Source organism: Cypionkella sp. (genome assembly GCF_036782355.1).
Classification (GTDB): domain Bacteria; phylum Pseudomonadota; class Alphaproteobacteria; order Rhodobacterales; family Rhodobacteraceae; genus Cypionkella.
The window spans coordinates 1-16,892 of sequence record NZ_DAIPZF010000029.1 but is presented as its reverse complement, the minus strand read 5'-3'; the positions used below and the strand labels follow the sequence as shown (position 1 = coordinate 16,892).

Annotated in this window: 14 protein-coding genes and 1 tRNA gene; 6 read left to right on the top strand and 9 right to left on the bottom strand. The window is 59.2% G+C overall.

What is annotated here, in order from left to right; translation table 11 throughout:
- The first annotated feature begins 48 nt into the window (after nt 1–48).
- The 5 genes from rpe (at nt 49) to V7Q10_RS11620 (ending at nt 3,868) form a co-directional block, all read left to right on the top strand.
- A complete protein-coding gene (gene rpe, locus V7Q10_RS11640; RefSeq protein WP_333869272.1) occupies nt 49–735 on the top strand; it encodes a ribulose-phosphate 3-epimerase in 687 nt (228 codons plus the stop codon).
- Between the two features lie 4 nt (nt 736–739).
- Nucleotides 740–1,381 (top strand): phosphoglycolate phosphatase, encoded by a 642-nt coding sequence (gph, locus tag V7Q10_RS11635; protein WP_333869271.1) that lies wholly within the window; start codon nt 740–742, stop codon nt 1,379–1,381.
- A gap of 110 nt (nt 1,382–1,491) precedes the next feature.
- Complete coding sequence (pyrF, locus tag V7Q10_RS11630) at nt 1,492–2,184, top strand: orotidine-5'-phosphate decarboxylase (RefSeq protein WP_333869270.1); 693 nt, start codon at nt 1,492–1,494, stop codon at nt 2,182–2,184.
- Nucleotides 2,185–2,255: 71 nt separating this feature from the next.
- Nucleotides 2,256–3,155: a D-amino acid aminotransferase gene (locus V7Q10_RS11625; protein WP_333869269.1), complete on the top strand. Its 900-nt coding sequence runs from the start codon at nt 2,256–2,258 to the stop codon at nt 3,153–3,155.
- Nucleotides 3,152–3,868: an HAD family hydrolase gene (locus V7Q10_RS11620; protein ID WP_333869268.1), complete on the top strand. Its 717-nt coding sequence runs from the start codon at nt 3,152–3,154 to the stop codon at nt 3,866–3,868. Before V7Q10_RS11625 ends, V7Q10_RS11620 begins: the two co-directional genes overlap by 4 nt.
- 57 nt (nt 3,869–3,925) lie before the next feature.
- Here the strand turns inward: V7Q10_RS11620 and V7Q10_RS11615 are convergent, their stop codons facing one another.
- The 9 genes from V7Q10_RS11615 to V7Q10_RS11575 form a co-directional block, all read right to left on the bottom strand.
- Nucleotides 3,926–5,158, bottom strand: a complete 1,233-nt coding sequence (locus V7Q10_RS11615; protein ID WP_333869267.1) for an argininosuccinate synthase — start codon at nt 5,156–5,158, stop codon at nt 3,926–3,928.
- 73 nt (nt 5,159–5,231) lie between these two features.
- Nucleotides 5,232–6,263 carry a tRNA epoxyqueuosine(34) reductase QueG gene (gene queG / locus V7Q10_RS11610; RefSeq protein WP_333869266.1) on the bottom strand — a complete coding sequence of 344 codons (1,032 nt, stop codon included), beginning with the start codon at nt 6,261–6,263 and terminating at the stop codon, nt 5,232–5,234.
- 54 nt (nt 6,264–6,317) lie between these two features.
- On the bottom strand, nt 6,318–6,983 hold the full coding sequence (gene fzlA / locus V7Q10_RS11605; RefSeq protein ID WP_333869265.1) for an FtsZ-binding protein FzlA: 666 nt from the start codon (nt 6,981–6,983) through the stop codon (nt 6,318–6,320).
- 75 nt (nt 6,984–7,058) lie between these two features.
- The gene (mtgA, locus tag V7Q10_RS11600) at nt 7,059–7,793 is read right to left on the bottom strand and encodes a monofunctional biosynthetic peptidoglycan transglycosylase (RefSeq protein WP_333869264.1); all 735 of its coding nucleotides are present in this window, start codon (nt 7,791–7,793) and stop codon (nt 7,059–7,061) included.
- Between the two features lie 78 nt (nt 7,794–7,871).
- On the bottom strand, nt 7,872–12,410 hold the full coding sequence (gltB, locus tag V7Q10_RS11595; RefSeq protein ID WP_333869263.1) for a glutamate synthase large subunit: 4,539 nt from the start codon (nt 12,408–12,410) through the stop codon (nt 7,872–7,874).
- Nucleotides 12,397–13,104, bottom strand: coding sequence for a hypothetical protein (locus V7Q10_RS11590; RefSeq protein ID WP_333869262.1), 708 nt, complete (start codon nt 13,102–13,104; stop codon nt 12,397–12,399). The genes gltB and V7Q10_RS11590 overlap by 14 nt, the downstream gene beginning before the upstream one ends.
- Before the next feature lie 71 nt (nt 13,105–13,175).
- Nucleotides 13,176–14,612, bottom strand: a complete 1,437-nt coding sequence (locus V7Q10_RS11585) for an NAD(P)-dependent oxidoreductase (protein ID WP_333869261.1) — start codon at nt 14,610–14,612, stop codon at nt 13,176–13,178.
- Between the two features lie 183 nt (nt 14,613–14,795).
- The gene (locus tag V7Q10_RS11580; RefSeq protein ID WP_333869260.1) at nt 14,796–15,590 is read right to left on the bottom strand and encodes an undecaprenyl-diphosphate phosphatase; all 795 of its coding nucleotides are present in this window, start codon (nt 15,588–15,590) and stop codon (nt 14,796–14,798) included.
- A gap of 26 nt (nt 15,591–15,616) precedes the next feature.
- Nucleotides 15,617–16,600, bottom strand: coding sequence for a complex I NDUFA9 subunit family protein (locus tag V7Q10_RS11575; RefSeq protein WP_333869259.1), 984 nt, complete (start codon nt 16,598–16,600; stop codon nt 15,617–15,619).
- 168 nt (nt 16,601–16,768) lie between these two features.
- On the opposite strand from V7Q10_RS11575, the gene V7Q10_RS11570 reads away from it, so the two are divergent.
- A tRNA-Leu gene (locus V7Q10_RS11570) sits at nt 16,769–16,854 on the top strand.
- The last annotated feature ends 38 nt before the right edge of the window (nt 16,855–16,892 follow it).

Here is a 16,892-nt window from a genome sequence, read left to right as displayed (position 1 = left end):
GTAAAAGTAAGCCACTGGCCGCACAGTCTCAGCCCAAGGAGCCAAAGCATGAGTTTTGACCGATCCATCAAAATCGCCCCCTCGATCCTTTCCGCCGATTTCGCCGATTTCGGCCGCGAGATCCAAGCGATCGAGGCGCAGGGGGCCGATTGGGTGCATGTCGATGTGATGGATGGCCATTTCGTGCCCAATATCACATTTGGCCCACCCGCAGTTGCGGCTTTTCGCAAACATGTGAAAACCGTGATGGATGTGCATATCATGATCTCGCCGGTCGATGCTTATATCGACGCCTTTGCGGCCGCGGGCACCGATATTTTGACGCCACATGTTGAAGCAGGCCCGCATATTCACCGGACGCTTCAGGCCATTCGCGGCGCCGGCATGAAGGCAGGCGTGGCGCTGAACCCCGGCACGCCTGCCGAAGCGGTGGCGCATCTGTTGGATCTGACCGATCTGATCTGCGTGATGACGGTGAACCCCGGCTTTGGTGGGCAGAAGTTTATCGACATGACGGCGAAAATCCGCAGCCTGCGCGCGATGATTGGCGATCGTCCGATCCATATTGAAATCGATGGCGGGATCACGACGCAAACCGCGCCTTTGGTGGCCGCAGCTGGGGCCGATGTTTTGGTTGCGGGCTCTGCCGTGTTCAAGGGCGGGTCTGTGACCAATCCTGCCGCTTATGGCGAAAATATCCGCGCCATTCGCGCCGCAGCCGAAGCGGCACGGTAAGCTAATGGCGCGGATCGTCTTTGACCTTGACGGCACCTTGATCGACAGCGCGCCAGATATTCGCGCGGCGGTCAATCTGATGCTGGTGGAACAGGGGCTGGCGCCGCTGTCCCTGTCCGAGGTGATTGGCTTTATCGGCAACGGCCTGCCGCATCTGGTGACTTTGGTCATGGCCGCGCGCGGGATTGATCCTGCGCGCCATGCCGAGCTGTCACCTTGCGTTGCGCGCCATTATAACGCGGTGAATGGGCAAGAGACGGTGCTTTATCCCGGCGTGGCAGGGGCGCTTGCGGCTTTGCATGCGGCAGGACATAGCCTTGCGCTTTGCACCAACAAACCCGAAGCGCCTGCGCGGGCATGTTTGGCACAGATGGGGATTGCGGCGCTGTTTGACCAAGTGATTGGCGGCGACAGTCTACCCCGCCGCAAGCCGGACCCAGCGCCACTGCACGCCTGCACCCCCGATATCTATATTGGTGACAGCGAGGTGGATGCCGAAACCGCAAGCCGCGCCGCCGTGCGCTTTGTCTTATTCACCGAAGGCTATCGCAAAACTGCTGTCGCAGAGCTGCCCCATGTCGCCAGCTTTACCGATTTTGCGGATCTGCCCACGCTGATCGAAAGCCTGCTTGTCCGCAGTCTGTAACGATTGACCCGCAGTCAATTTGCGGGGGCTGGGCGCAGTCTAAACCGCGTGCCTGCTTGACAGCTTGGCCCCTTACCCGCCATGACGGGCAAAATCATAGGAGCCAGCCCATGTCTGATGACCGTCTTATCGTCGCGCTTGATGTGCCAAATATCTTGCAGGGCCTCGAGCTTGCTGGTCGGCTTGGCAAAGCGGTGTCGTTTTATAAGATCGGTCTGGGGATGCTGACAGGCGGCGGGCTTGCGCTGGCAAACGAGCTGAAGGCCGAACATGGCAAGCGCATCTTTCTGGATATGAAGCTGTTCGACATCGGTGCCACTGTCGAAGCCGCCGTGCGTGGCCTTGCGCAATATGATCTGGATCTGCTGACCGTGCATGGCGACCCGCAGGTTGTGCGCGCCGCAGCCGAGGGCAAGGCGGGTACCAATCTGAAGATCATGGCTGTTACCATTCTCACCTCGCTGGACCGTGCCGATCTGGATGCCAACCTGATCAAGCCGGGCGATCTGCGCGAAATCACGCTGGAACGCGCCGCCCGCGCGCTAGAGGCAGGTGCCGATGGCGTCATCGCCAGCCCCCAAGAGGCCGCAGCGATCCGCGCTTTGCCGCAAGCCAAGGGCAAGCTGATCGTCACCCCCGGTGTGCGCCCCGCAGGCGCCGCCCTTGGTGACCAAAAGCGCGTCGCCACCCCGGCTCAAGCCATCGCCGATGGTGTCGATCACATCGTGGTGGGCCGCCCGATCTGGCAAGCCGCTGATCCTGCCGCAGCCGCCCGTGCGATCATCGCGGAAATGTCTCTGTAAGGCCGTTTAGCGACGCAGCCCCTTGGCCTTTGGCGCGCGGCACAATAGCCTGCGCCAAAGCGGAGGCTAAAATGACAGACCATATCTCGACCCACCAAGCCGAAGACGACGCCCGCAACGAAACGATCCTGATCTATGTGAATGGAAAGATCGTGCCGAAAGCCCAAGCGACGGTTTCGGTCTATGATTCTGGCTTTATGCTGGGCGATGGCGTTTGGGAGGGAATTCGTCTTTATAACGGCCGCTGGACCTTTCTAGACGAACATATCGCGCGGCTGTTCGAAGCGGCCAAGGCGATTGATCTTGATATCGGCATGACGCCCGATCAGGTGATTTCCGCTGTGTTAGAGACACAAGCTGCCAATGGCATGACCACTGATGCCCATGCGCGGCTGATGCTGACGCGCGGCGTCAAGACCCGGCCGTTTCAGCACCCAAAACTGTCGCAGCAAGGCCCGACCATGGTGATCATCATGGAACACAGCCGCCCCAATATGCCGCGCCCGATCCGTCTGGCCACGGTGCCACATCTGCGCGGCCTGCCGATGACCCAAGACCCCAAGCTGAACTCGCATTCCAAGCTGAACTGCATTCTGGCGTGTATCGCCGCCGAAAAGGCCGGTGCCGACGAGGGCCTGATGCTGGATGTGCATGGCTTTGTGAACACCACCAACGCTTGCAACTTTTTTATCGTGCGCAAGGGTCAGGTTTGGACCTCGACCGGCGATTACTGCATGAACGGCATCACACGGCAAAAGGTGATCGACCTGTGCCGCGCCAATGACATTCCGGTGTTCGAGAAAAACTTCTCGTTGGTCGAAACCTATTCCGCCGATGAAGCGTTTTTGACCGGCACCTTTGGCGCGCAAACCCCTGTCAGCCAGATCGACGGTCGCCAGATTGGCAGCGGCCAGATGGGCCCCGTCACCCAGCGCATTCGCGACCTTTACAAAGCCATGGTCGGCGCATGAAAATCGCGATGTGGTCAGGCCCACGCAACCTGTCAACCGCGATGATGTATGCCTTTGCCGCGCGTGGCGATTGCGCTGTGGTGGATGAGCCGTTTTACGCAGCCTATCTGGCCGCAACCGGCCTTGCGCACCCGATGCAGCAAGAGGTGATCGCCTCGCAAAGCACCGACCCTTTGCAGGTTGCCGCCGATTGCATTGGCCCAATTCCGCAAGGTCAGAGCCTGTTTTACCAAAAACACATGACCCTGCATATGATCCCCGGCTTTCCGCGCGATTTCATGCGCGATCTGACCAATGTCTTCCTGATCCGCCACCCCGCTCGCGTTGTGGCAAGCTATGCCAAGAAGCGCGAAGGCCCGACGCTTGCCGATATTGGCTTTCAACAACAGGCCCAGCTGTTCGACCAGATTGCCGATCAGCTGGGCCATGCGCCCTTGGTGATCGACAGCGCCGATATCCGCGCCAACCCGGCGCGCGCGCTGTCAGGGCTTTGCGCGGCGCTGGGGATCAGCTTTACCGAAAAGATGCTGCATTGGCCGGCAGGGCCGAAACCCTATGACGGCATCTGGGCGCCGCATTGGTATAACGCGGTGCATCGCTCGACAGGGTTTGAAGACCCCGAAGCCGCCCTGCCCGATCTGGCCAAGCACTACGCCGATCTGGTTGATCAGGCGCTGCCCTATTACGAAAAGCTAACCGCGCATAAGCTTTAGCGCCCATGAAAAAGCCGCGCCAAGATCTGGCGCGGCTTTCTTCAGATCTGTCAGGCCTTAGCCCTTGTCAGCCACCCGCGCATTGCGTGTCGCAATCAGTTTCAGGCGCAGCGCGTTCAGACGGATAAAGCCCGCCGCATCCTTCTGGTCATAAGCGCCGGCATCTTCTTCAAAGGTGACGTGCTTTTCAGAATAAAGGCTATGCTCGGACCAACGCCCAACGCAGGTCGCCGAGCCCTTGTAAAGCTTCAGCCGCACGGTGCCGGTGACATGATCCTGGCTCTTGTCGATCAAGGCCTGCAACATCTCGCGCTCGGGGCTGAACCAAAAGCCGTTATAGATCAGCTCGGCATAGCGCGGCATGATGCTGTCTTTCAGATGGCCAGCGCCCGCATCCAGCGTGATCTGCTCGATGCCACGATGCGCCTCAAGCAAGATCGTGCCGCCGGGGGTCTCATAGATGCCGCGCGACTTCATGCCGACAAAACGGTTTTCCACAAAGTCCAACCGCCCAATGCCATGCGCGCCACCCAAAGCGTTCAACCGCGTCAGGATGGTGGCAGGCGACATCGCCTCGCCATTGATCGCCACGGCATCGCCGCGCTTAAAGCTGACTTCGATATATTCCGGGGTGTTCGGCGCATCCTCGGGCGAAACCGTGCGCTGATAGACATATTCCGGTGCCATCTCGGCCGGATTTTCCAAGGCTTTGCCTTCGGAAGAGGTATGCAGCAAATTCGCATCCACCGAGAAAGGCGCTTCGCCGCGCTTGTCCTTGGCAATCGGAATCTGGTTCGCCTCGGCAAATTCGATCAGCTTGGTGCGGCTGGTCAGATCCCACTCACGCCAAGGCGCAATCACCCGAATCGAAGGGTTCAGCGCATAGGCCGAAAGTTCAAACCGCACCTGATCATTGCCCTTGCCGGTCGCACCATGCGCCACCGCATCAGCGCCACATTCCGCCGCAATCCGCACCAGATGCTGCGAGATCAGCGGCCGCGCAATCGAGGTTCCCAGCAGATAAAGCCCTTCATACAAAGCATTGGCGCGGAACATCGGGAAAACGAAATCGCGCACGAATTCTTCGCGCACATCAACGATATGGATGTTCTCTTTCTTGATCCCCAACAGCTCGGCCTTGGCGCGCGCAGGCTCCAATTCTTCGCCCTGCCCCAGATCGGCAGTAAAGGTGACAACCTCGCAACCATATTCGGTCTGCAACCATTTCAAGATGATCGAGGTATCAAGCCCACCAGAATAGGCGAGGACGACTTTTTTAGGTGCGGACATGTCAGGGCTCCATCACGGGTTTCGCCTGCGAATACTGGGAATTCCCACCAAGAGCAAGGCGGCATGCGGCCTATTACAGGGCTTGCAACCGCTGCACCGCCCAAAGCGCCGCCTCTGCCACCGCCGCATCGGCGTCTTGCAGCAAGGCCACAGCCTGCGGCATCAAAGCCGCAGTGCCAGAATTGCCAATCGCATAAAGCACATTACGCACAAAGCGGTCCCGCCCAATCCGCTTGATCGGACTACCGGCAAAGCGCAACCGAAACGCCGCATCGTCCAATTGCGCAAGCTCCGCAAGCGCCGGCGCACCCACCCGCGGCTGATAGCCCAGATCCTTGGCGCTTTGCGCAAACTTGTTCCAAGGGCAAACCGCCAGACAATCATCGCAGCCATAGATCCGATTGCCCATCAATGCGCGCAACTCCAGATCAACCGGCCCGCGATGCTCGATGGTCAAATAGGAAATGCAGCGCCGCGCATCCAAGCGATAGGGCGCGGGAAAAGCCTTGGTTGGGCAGATATCCAGACAGGCGGTACAAGACCCGCAATGGCTGACCTCTGGCGGGTCCTTGGGCAGATCTGCGGTGGTGAAAATCGCCCCCAGAAACACCCAATTGCCCAGATCGCGCGCCAACAGATTGCTGTGCTTGCCCTGCCAGCCCAGCCCTGCGGCCTGCGCCAAGGGCTTCTCCATCACCGGGGCGGTATCGACAAAGACCTTGATCTCGGCCCCCGACACGCCCGCAAACCAGCCACCCAGTCGCTTCAGCCGCCGCTTCACCAGATCGTGGTAATCCTTGCCCTGAGCATAGACCGAAATCGCCGCGCGATCCCGCTCTGCCAAAACCGCCAGCGGATCACCCTGCGGCGTATAGCTTTCCGCCAACATGATCACCGAGCGCGCCTCAGGCCAAAGCGCCGCTGCATTGCCGCGCCAAGCCTCGCGCTCGGCCATCCAAGCCATCTGGCCATGATGCCCCGCCGCCAAAAACGCCCGCAACCGCTCTGCCGTCTTAGGTGCCGCATCCGGCGCACAGATGCCCAGCTTGGAAAAGCCCTCTTCCAAAGCCCGCACCGTCAAAGCCTGTTTCAGCGCCTCATTCATCTGTCTCTAAATATCCCACGGGGGTGCGGGGGTGTGAAACCCCCGCGGGTGGTCTCAAAAGTCAAGATCGGCATAATGGGCGGGCGGCGGAAACCCGGGGATCTGATCGGCAAGCAGGGTGCGAAACGCCGGCCGCGACTTGATCTTGGCATACCAATCCTTGACCACGGCAGAGCGGTTCCAATCGACATCCGAAATATAATCCAGACAAGACAGATGCGCCGCCGCGGTCAAATCGGCCAGCGTCATCACATCCCCCGCAAGCCAGCGCCGCTGATCCAGCAGCCAGGCCATGTAATCCAGATGATATTTGATCCGCACCGCCCCCGCCTTGACGTTCTTTGAATCCGGGTAGCCCTGCCCCATGATCTTTTTGTTCACCCGCTCATAAAGCAGCTTCGAGGTCACCTCGGCGTTGAACTTATCGTCAAACCAAGCGCAAAGCCTGCGCACTTCAAACCTGCCGTCCAGATCGCGCGGCATCAAGGGCGGGTTCGGCACCGACTCTTCCAGATATTCGCAAATCGCCTGACTTTCCGACAGCGTCTTGGTGTCGATCCGCAACACCGGCACTTTGCCCGCAGGATTGCGGCGCATAAAATCGGGCGAGGCTTCCCAATAGCGCTCTTCGATCAGCTCGACCTCAAGCTTCTTTTCGGCCAGCGTCAACCGCACCTTGCGGCTGAACGGCGAGAGGGGAAAGTGATAGAGACGGATCATAAAGCTGTCAGACTTTGCATTCAGGGTTTGCTCTTCAATGGCGCGAAGATTGGCGGAATTCAACCACTATAAGGGTTAGTCGCGCAACTGGAAGCAAGCGGCACGGCCATCGGCGGCGATGGTCTCGGCGCCTGAAATAATCGCGGCGGTGCGCTTGCGGATAAAGGCGGTGGGCTTGGAGGCCGAGCGTTCTTTCGGGTTGGGCAAGACCGCTGCCAGCCGTGCAGCCTGAAGCGCGCTTAACGCATCCGCATCGACGCCAAAGTAATGCCGCGCCGCCGCCTGCACACCAAACACGCCTTCGTCAAATTCGGCCACGTTCAGATAGACCTCTAGAATGCGCTGCTTGCTCCAGACCAATTCGATCACTGGCGTCAGCAAAGCCTCGAGCGCTTTGCGGATATAGCTGCGCTGCTGCCACAACAGCACGTTTTTGACGACTTGCTGCGTCAGGGTTGATCCGCCGCGCTGGCCGCCGCCATCGACAGCGGCGCGAATGGCGGTCAGATCAAAGCCCCAATGCTGGCAGAAATTCGCATCCTCGGCCGCCACCACCGACCGCCCCATCACCGGAGCAATGGCCTCCCAGCTGACCCATTGCTTGGAAATCCCGCCCAAGCGCCAGCTTTCACTGATCTGATAAAGATTGATCGGCGGCGGAACCAGACTGAACAGCAAGATCAGCACACCGAAATAGCCCACCACGCCCAGCGCCAAGCGCTTGGCCCAGACCCGCAGCCGCGCCTGAAAGGGCGGCTTGTCCTGCGGTGCAGGTTTGGCTTTCGATCGGGATTTGGGCGTTGCAACCATAAGTGAACTTAGGCCTTAAGCCTGCGCGCGGGTCAAGTCCCCGCCAAAACCAAAGGCCCCCTTGCGGGGGCCCTGACTTTATTCTGCGGGTACTTTTTCTGCTTCATTCGACAAAGGATGCGCCAGATGCGGCAGCATTTCTTTCGGGCAGATCTGCAAGAAATTGGCCCGCTCGGCGACCCAATTGCCCAAGATCCGTTCCGCAATCCGCGAGCCGGTTTCCGCGTGATGCCGCTGGATCAGATCGCGCAGCTGTGCTTCCCAATGGGGATGCGCCACGGCGCAAGTCAGCACGGTTTCGGAGTTCATAAAGTCTTCCGCCACGCCCTGCGGGTCGTAGACATAGGCCATCCCCCCGGTCATGCCTGCGCCAAAGTTCGCGCCAATCCGACCCAGAACCACCGCGACACCGCCGGTCATATATTCACAACCGTTCGACCCACAGCCCTCGACCACCACATGCGCGCCCGAGTTGCGCACCGCAAAGCGCTCGCCCGCGCGACCCGAGGCATAAAGATAGCCCGCCGTCGCGCCATAAAGCACGGTGTTGCCGATGATGGTGTTTTCCTCGGCCTTCAGCGGCGAAGACATCTGCGGCCGCACCACAATCGTGCCGCCCGACAGGCCCTTGCCAACATAGTCATTGGCGTCGCCCATCACCTCAAGCTTCAGCCCCTGCACCGCAAAAGCCCCCAAGGATTGGCCACAAGACCCCGACAGTTTGACCGTCAGATGATCCGGCTGAAGGCTGTTCTTCATGCCAAAGCGCTTGACGATATGGCTAGAGGCGCGGGTGCCGATGGTGCGCAGAGTGTTGCGCACCGCATATGACAGTTGCATCTTTTCGCCGTCTTCAAAGAAGCGCGCGCCGTCTTTGACGATTTCGGCGTCCAGCGTATCGGGCACATGGTTGCGCGGCTTGGTGCGGTCATAGGTGATCTTTGACGCCCCATCGACGGTGATCAACAGCGGGTTCAAATCCAGATCATCCAGATGCGCCGACCCACGCGAGACCTGAGACAACAGATCCGCCCGCCCGATGATTTCATCCATCGACCGCGCACCGATCTGCGCCAAAATCTCGCGCACTTCTTGCGCATAGAAGGTGATCAGATTGACAACCTTATCCGCCGATCCGGTGAACTTGCCGCGCAGCGCTGCGTCTTGGGTGCAGACGCCCACGGGGCAGGTGTTGCTTTGGCACTGACGCACCATGATGCAGCCCATCGCGATCAGCGCGGCGGTGCCGATGCCATATTCCTCGGCCCCCATCATCGCCGCCATGACAATGTCGCGGCCTGTGCGCAAACCACCGTCGGTGCGCAGCGTCACCCGCTCGCGCAGGTTGTTCATTGCCAGCACCTGATGCGCTTCGGTCAGGCCCATCTCCCAAGGCAGACCCGCGTATTTGATCGAGGTGCCAGGGCTTGCGCCGGTGCCGCCATTATGGCCCGAGATCAAGATCACATCGGCCTTGGCCTTGGCCACACCCGCCGCAATGGTGCCGACGCCCGAAGAGGACACCAGCTTGACCGTCACCTTGGCGCGCGGGTTGATCTGTTTCAGGTCATAGATCAGCTGCGCCAAGTCTTCGATCGAATAGATGTCATGGTGCGGCGGTGGCGAGATCAGCGTCACGCCCTTGGTCGAATGGCGCAGCCGCGCGATCAGCTCGGTGACTTTCATGCCGGGCAGCTGGCCGCCTTCGCCGGGCTTTGCGCCTTGGGCGACCTTGATTTCCAGCTCTTCACAGGCGTTCAGATATTCTGCCGTCACGCCAAAGCGGCCCGAGGCCACCTGTTTGATCTTGGCGCTTGGGTTATCGCCATTGGCCTCTGGCAGGAAGTGTGCGGGATCTTCACCGCCCTCGCCGCTGTCAGATTTCGCACCAATGCGGTTCATCGCGACGTTCAGGGTCTTGTGCGCCTCGGGCGACAGCGCCCCCAACGACATGCCCGGTGTCACAAACCGCTTGCGGATCGAGGTGATGCTTTCCACCTCTTCAATCGGCACGGGCTTGCCCAATGCCTTAATGTCCAACAGATCCCGAATATGGATCGGCGGGTTCGACCGCATGGCCGCCGAATATTGCTTCCAAATGTCGAAAGACGCACGGTCGCAGGCCGATTGCAGCATATGCATGGTCTGCGCTTCCCAAGCGTGCTTTTCGCCCGAGCGCCGCGCCTTATAGAACCCGCCAATCGGCAGCACATCAGCGCCACCCAGCCAGCCCTTGGCGTGAACTTCTTCGACCTTCAGCTGCAAGCCTTGCAGACCGATACCGGAAATCCGGCTTTGCATGCCGGGGAAATATTCCGCCACCATGGCGCGCGACAGGCCCACGGCTTCAAAGTTCAGCCCCCCGCGATAGGAGGAGATCACCGAGATGCCCATCTTTGACATGATCTTCAACAGACCCGCATCGACGGCATTGCCATAGCGCCGCATCGCATCCAGCAAGCTGCCTTCGATCAAGCCGCGACGAATGCGGTCAGCAATCGAATCCTGCGCCAGATAGGCGTTCACTGTGGTGGCCCCCGAGCCGATCAGCACCGCGAAATAGTGGGGGTCGATACATTCCGCCGACCGCACGTTGATCGAACAGAAGGTCCGCAGCCCCTTGCGGGTCAGCCACGAATGCACCGCACTTGTTGCCAAGATCATCGGCATCGCAACCCGTTCAGCGCCCTGATGCTGATCGGTCATCACCAATTGCCCTGCCCCCGACCGCACCGCGTCTTCCGCCTCGGCACGAATACGCTCTAGCCCCTGACGCAGCGCATCTGGGCCCGCGTTTACGGGGAAGGTACAGTCGATAAAGGCAACCTGATCACCAAAGCGTTTGACCAGAACCTCGAATTCCGAATTGGCCAAGAAGGGGCTTTCCAGCACCAAAATCTCGTTCTGGGCGTTGTTCTCATCCAGCACGTTGCGCAGATTGCCAAAGCGGGTTTTCAGGCTCATCACCCGACCTTCGCGCAAGCTGTCGATCGGCGGGTTGGTGACCTGAGAGAAGTTCTGCCGGAAGAAATGCGACAACGGACGGTAAACCGAAGACAGCACAGCCGAAGGCGTGTCATCGCCCATCGAGGCGATCATCTCTTTGCCATCTTCGGCCATGGGGGCCAGAACCTGTTCCAGCTCTTCCACGGTAAAGCCCGCCGCGATTTGGCGCTGACGCAGTTCGGCGCCTTGGAACAGGGGTTCTTCGGGCACATCGCGCAGCAATTCGCCCAGATCGACGATCTTTTCGATCCATTCGCCATAGGGCTGTGCTGCTGCCAGTTTATCTTTCAGCGCAACGTCGTGATAAAGCTTGCCCGTCGCCATATCGACAGCAATCATCTGCCCCGGCCCAAGCGCGCCCTTTTCGCGGATCGTCGATTCCTCGACCGGAACCATGCCTGCTTCCGAGCCTGCAATCAGCAAGCCATCGCCGGTGACGACATAGCGCATCGGCCGCAAACCGTTGCGGTCAAGCCCGCCGCAGACCCAGCGGCCATCGGTCATCGCCAAAGCCGCAGGTCCGTCCCAAGGCTCGATCACCGAGTTGCAATAGGCATACATATCGGCCCAAGCCGGTTTCATATCGGTGGTGGCCTTTGACCAAGCCTCTGGCACCAGCATGGTTTTCGCCAAAGGCGCGTTGCGCCCCGAGCGCACCAAAACCTCGAACACCGCATCCAGCGCGCCAGAATCCGAGGTGCCCGCCGGAATGATCGGTTTGATATCTTCGGCATTGTCGCCAAAGTTGTTGGAGGCCATGCGGATCTCATGGCTTTTCATCCAGTTGACGTTGCCTTTCAGCGTGTTGATCTCGCCGTTATGGGCCAACATGCGGAAGGGCTGGGCCAACCACCACTGCGGAAAGGTATTGGTCGAATAGCGCTGGTGATAGATCGCAAAGGCAGATTCGAACCGGTCGTCCATCAGGTCGGGGTAGAACACCGCCACCTGTTCGGCCAGCATCATGCCCTTGTAGATGATCGAGCGGCACGACAGGCTGCACAGATACATGCCTTGGATCTGGCTTGCCAAAGCCGCCTTTTCGATCCGGCGGCGGATGATGTAAAGATCGCGCTCGAACTGCTCGTCGTCGATGTCTTTTTCGCAGCGGATCAAGATCTGCTCGATCTCGGGGCGGGTCGCATTGGCTTTGTCGCCCAGAACCGAGATATCAACCGGCACATGCCGCCAGCCATAGATATAATGGCCCATCCGCAGCACTTCGGTTTCTACAATCGTGCGGCAGCGCTCTTGGGCGCCAAAGTCGGTGCGCGGCAAGAACACTTGGCCGACCGCGATCAGCTTTTTCACATCGGGTTCATGGCCGGTGCGGCGCACTTGGTCGTAAAAGAACGGCACTGGAATTTGCACATGAATGCCCGCACCATCGCCGGTTTTGCCGTCAGCATCCACCGCGCCGCGGTGCCAAATCGCCTTCAGCGCGTTGATGCCGTTTTCCACCACCTTGCGCGAGGGTTTGCCCGAAATCGCAACCACAAGCCCCACGCCGCAAGACGAATGCTCGTCTTCGGTCTTGTAAAGCCCGTTTGCGTCCATCCAAGCCCGCTTTGCTTCTTCGGCTTTTACCCAAGCGTCATCATAGGTCGTCATGGCGTGCAATCTCCGGGTTGTAGGGCAGCGATGACATCACTGCGTCGCATTCAAAAAGGGGTTGGGTCGCGGCGAAACCTTTTTCGCCGGGCAGGATGAACTGAACAGGGCTGCTATCCATCGGCAGCCATTCGCTGCCGTTCCACCACTCCGAGGGGCCTGCAAAGAAATTGCGCCACTCGGGGCTGACATATTCATGGCCACGCGATTTGCGCAGCTCGTTGCCAGCGGTGTCGGTCTCGACAAACTCGTATTCGGTGACCTGAAGCGTGACACCGTCGATGGTGGCAGTCACACCTGTCAGCTTGTCAAAGCCTTTGACCAGGGTCTGTTCGCCATTGTCTTTGCTGAGGCCAAATTCGAAATCATCGCGCCCCGTCGCCAGCAGGCTGGTGAAATTGGCGGGATCTGCGGGGTTTGGGTCCAGCGTCTGTTTCACCTGCGGGTTCATGTCATAGCTTTCGACCCATTGCGTTTCGCGGTCGATCTTTGAGAGGTAAAACACCCCATCCTGATCATAGTCGGCGCGCCATTGGTCGCCATTGGCATCGGCTTGGCAGCTGTAATAATTCGCCACATAGCAGCCGCGCGATTGCACGGTCAGCGTGGTGGTGCAGCCTTCGGGCGGCGTAAAGCTGCCGGCAAATACCGGAGAGGAAAGGCAGAGCACAGAGATCGAAATCAACGCTTTCATTTTGCCACCTAAAGATTGGGTCAATCGCTTTGACCCATCACGAATTGTCTGACGCAAGGGATCAGCTGCGCTTATTCCGCCGCCACGCTGGCAGGCTGTGCCAGATAGGTCAGGATCGAGTCGGCAGCTTCGCGGCCATCGCGGATCGCCCAGACCACAAGGCTTGCGCCACGCACGATGTCGCCGGCCGCATAGACGCCGTCCAGATTGGTGGCATGGCTGCGGAAATCGGCCTTGATGGTGCCCCAGCGCGTCACTGCCAAATCGGGCACGCCCCAAAGGCTTGGCACCGCTTCGGGTTCAAATCCCAGCGCTTGCACCACCAGATCGGCAGGCTCGATGTAATCGGCACCCTCGATCACTTCGGGCGATTGCCGACCCGAGGCATCTGGCGCGCCCAGGCGCATCTTTTGCACCATAACGCCGTCCACGACCTCGCCGCCGGTGAAGCCTTTGGGCGCAGAAAGCCAAACGAAATCAACGCCTTCTTCTTCAGCGTTTTGCACTTCGCGCTGGCTGCCGGGCATATTCGCCTTATCGCGGCGATACAGGCATTTCACCGAAACAGCGCCTTGGCGAATGGCAGTGCGCACGCAATCCATCGCTGTATCGCCGCCGCCGATCACCACAACCCGCTTGCCGGTTGCGTTCAGCTCGCCCGAGTCGAATTCCGGCACCTCGTCGCCAAAGCTTTTGCGGTTGCTGGCGGTCAGATAATCCAAGGCGCGCACAACGCCCTTGGCCCCAACGCCCGGCGCTTCGATATCGCGGGCCTTATAGACGCCGGTCGCGATCAAAATCGCATCATGCTGGCCGCGAATGGCGTCAAACGACAGATCTTCGCCAACTTTGCAGTTCAGCACAAATTGCACGCCACCCAGCTCCAGCTGTTCGATCCGCTGCATCACCACTGGCTTTTCCAGCTTAAAGCCGGGGATGCCATAGGTCAGCAAACCGCCTGCACGGTCATAGCGGTCATAGACCGTCACCTGCACACCCGCGCGGCGCAGAACGTCAGCCGCGGCCAAACCGCCCGGCCCCGCGCCAATGATGCCCACCGATTCCGTCCGCTCGTTACGCGGCTTGATGCTTTTGACCCAGCCCATTTCCCAAGCTTTGTCGGTCAGATATTTTTCGACCGAACCAATGGTCACGGTGCCATGGCCCGAATTCTCGATGACGCAATTGCCTTCGCACAGGCGATCCTGTGGGCAAATCCGGCCGCAAATCTCGGGGAAGGTGTTGGTGGCCTGTGACAGATCATAGGCTTCTTCCAAACGGCCCTCGGCGGTCAGGCGCAGCCAGTCGGGGATGTTGTTGTGCAAGGGGCAATGCGATTGGCAGTAAGGCACGCCGCATTGACTGCAACGGCTGGCCTGCTCGGCAGCTTTTTCTGCGGCGAATTCGCGATAAATCTCGTCGAAATCCTGCGCGCGAAGATCAGCAGAACGCTTCTGCGGCATCTCTTTGTGCAGAGTGACAAATTTCAGCATTTTCTGACCGGCCATCATGCGCCCCTTGGTGGAATTTCCCCGTCGCGCGTTGATACTGAAAGCCGGATCGGAATAAAAGTCAGTATGAGTTACCTATTTAACGATTTTTCAGCCTGAATGTCAGAATTATCACCCATATGCACCGAAACTAGGTCAGCTTTTGTTACCTACCGGCAAAACCGCCCCCTGATTCGCGCTTTAGCCAATCGTGCCCGCCGCCAAAAGTGCCAGTAGCAGCCCGCCAAAGCCGATGCGATAGATCGCAAAAGCGGTGAAGCGGTGGCTTCGGATATAGGTCAGCAACCATTTCACAACGACAAAGGCGGTCAGGGTCGAGGTAACAAAAGCAATGCCAAGCGCTGTCCAATCCTCGCCGCCGGTGCCATGGCGAAACTGACCAAGCAGCTCATAGCCGCTTGCCGCGTACATCGTCGGAATTCCGACCAGAAACGCAAACTCTGTCGCCGCCGCGCGGTTCGAGGTGCCCAAAAGCATCGCCACAAAAATTGTCGCTGCAGAACGTGATGTGCCAGGAAACACCCCCGCCACCACCTGCGCCAAACCCACCGCAATCGCCACCCGCAGCGTAATTGCCACGCTGTCGGCTTGCTTGGCGGCAAAATGCTCGGCCACAATCATCCAGATGCCGCCAATCACCAAGGCCCAAGCCACCGGCGCGATGGTGGTCGGCAACTCAAAGCCCGCCTTCTTGACGATCAAGCCCAGAACGGCCGTAATCAAAAAGGCGATTGCCAGCTTGATCAGATAATCGCGCTGCTCGGCTTGCCGCCAGTTCAGCAGAAGATCCATGATCCGGCGCCAATAAATCAGCGTCACCGCCAAAATCGCCCCGGCTTGGATGACGATATTATAGGTGTCGCTGCGCGCACCCAGCCATTGTTCCACCAAAAGCAAATGGCCCGTGCTGGAAATCGGCAAGAATTCCGTAACACCCTCGACCACACCCAAGAGCACATCATTAAAATAGGTCACATCACAGCCCTTTGATTGGGGAGGCTTTAGGCTTTTCTAAGGTTTTTGGCCGAGTCTTTGATTGCGGCATATTGCCCAGAGGGACGGTAGCACCACATATATTCCGGCACCACAGCATCGTAATCGGTCGCGGTGATTCCCAGATCTGCAAGCGTCTTTGCGCCCTCAGACACAACCGAGTCTGACTTCAAGCTTGTAATCTGATCTCGGGTCACGACTTTATTGGCAAACAGCCCACCGGTGCAGAAAGATGCAAAATCCAGCGCCGTGGCGATGATATTGCCGGCAAAGAACGGCAGGTTCAGCACCAGACGGCGGCGCTGGATGGTCACCAGCATCTTGGCGATGATCTGGCTTAGGCTTTCCACATCAGGACCGCCAAGCTCGTAGATGCCATGTGCCTCGCCCATCACGCCCTTGACGGCAGCGGCGGCGACATCATCGACATAGACCGGCTGAAACTTGGTCGCCCCGCCCACCAAAGGTAGGATCGGGCCCATCTTGGCCATCGCACCAAAGCGATTGAAGAACCCGTCTTCATTGCCGAAAATCACCGAGGGCCGCAGGATCATAGCACTTGGAAAGGCGGCCAAAATCGCCGCTTCGCCTTCGCCCTTGGACTGCGCGTAAAGGCTGGCCCCCGCAACATCGGCGCCAATCGCCGACAGATGCACAAGGCTGCTGATCGCTTGCTCGGCCGCGATCCGCGCGATCCGGCCTGCACCCGTGGCTTGCACGGCTTCAAAGCTGTTCTTGCCGCCGCGATCAAAGGTGCCCACGCAGTTCACCACCGCCGAGGCCCCCGCCATCGCCGCCCGCACCGAGGCATCATCGCGGATGTTGCAGAACACCGGCTCGACCTGCCCGACAGCGCCGTAAGATTTGACAAAAAGCGCCTCATTCGGACGCCGGCAGGCAACGCGAACGCGCCATCCCGCTTTCGCCATTCGCCGCGCAATATAGCGACCGACAAAACCTGAACCGCCGTAGATCGTGACAAGCTTGTTCATGGGATACCCTCTTTGACAGGCTGAAAAAGTCTTTGCCTGAATAATCCGCATGAGCGCAGGCGGCAAGTGCAATCGCCGCCGCGATTTCAGTTGGAATTTTGTTAAATTCCACCACAGACCCCGTTGACTCCCCGCAGCGGCTTGTCTACATCGCCCCTCACGACACCTGCCCTGGTGGCGGAATTGGTAGACGCGCTGGTTTCAGGTACCAGTGTTCACAAGACGTGGAGGTTCGAGTCCTCTCCTGGGCACCACTTGTCGCAATGAAAGCCCTGTAACCTTAACTGGTTAC

Excerpts from the sequence above, each read along its gene's own strand:
- rpe (WP_333869272.1), top strand. The coding sequence starts at position 49 with ATGAGTTTTGACCGATCCATCAAAATCGCCCCCTCGATCCTTTCCGCC.
- gph (WP_333869271.1), top strand. The coding sequence starts at position 740 with ATGGCGCGGATCGTCTTTGACCTTGACGGCACCTTGATCGACAGCGCG.
- pyrF (WP_333869270.1), top strand. The coding sequence starts at position 1,492 with ATGTCTGATGACCGTCTTATCGTCGCGCTTGATGTGCCAAATATCTTG.
- V7Q10_RS11625 (WP_333869269.1), top strand. The coding sequence starts at position 2,256 with ATGACAGACCATATCTCGACCCACCAAGCCGAAGACGACGCCCGCAAC.
- V7Q10_RS11620 (WP_333869268.1), top strand. The coding sequence starts at position 3,152 with ATGAAAATCGCGATGTGGTCAGGCCCACGCAACCTGTCAACCGCGATG.
- V7Q10_RS11615 (WP_333869267.1), bottom strand. The coding sequence starts at position 5,158 with ATGTCCGCACCTAAAAAAGTCGTCCTCGCCTATTCTGGTGGGCTTGAT.
- queG (WP_333869266.1), bottom strand. The coding sequence starts at position 6,263 with ATGAATGAGGCGCTGAAACAGGCTTTGACGGTGCGGGCTTTGGAAGAG.
- fzlA (WP_333869265.1), bottom strand. The coding sequence starts at position 6,983 with ATGATCCGTCTCTATCACTTTCCCCTCTCGCCGTTCAGCCGCAAGGTG.
- mtgA (WP_333869264.1), bottom strand. The coding sequence starts at position 7,793 with ATGGTTGCAACGCCCAAATCCCGATCGAAAGCCAAACCTGCACCGCAG.
- gltB (WP_333869263.1), bottom strand. The coding sequence starts at position 12,410 with ATGACGACCTATGATGACGCTTGGGTAAAAGCCGAAGAAGCAAAGCGG.
- V7Q10_RS11590 (WP_333869262.1), bottom strand. The coding sequence starts at position 13,104 with ATGAAAGCGTTGATTTCGATCTCTGTGCTCTGCCTTTCCTCTCCGGTA.
- V7Q10_RS11585 (WP_333869261.1), bottom strand. The coding sequence starts at position 14,612 with ATGGCCGGTCAGAAAATGCTGAAATTTGTCACTCTGCACAAAGAGATG.
- V7Q10_RS11575 (WP_333869259.1), bottom strand. The coding sequence starts at position 16,600 with ATGAACAAGCTTGTCACGATCTACGGCGGTTCAGGTTTTGTCGGTCGC.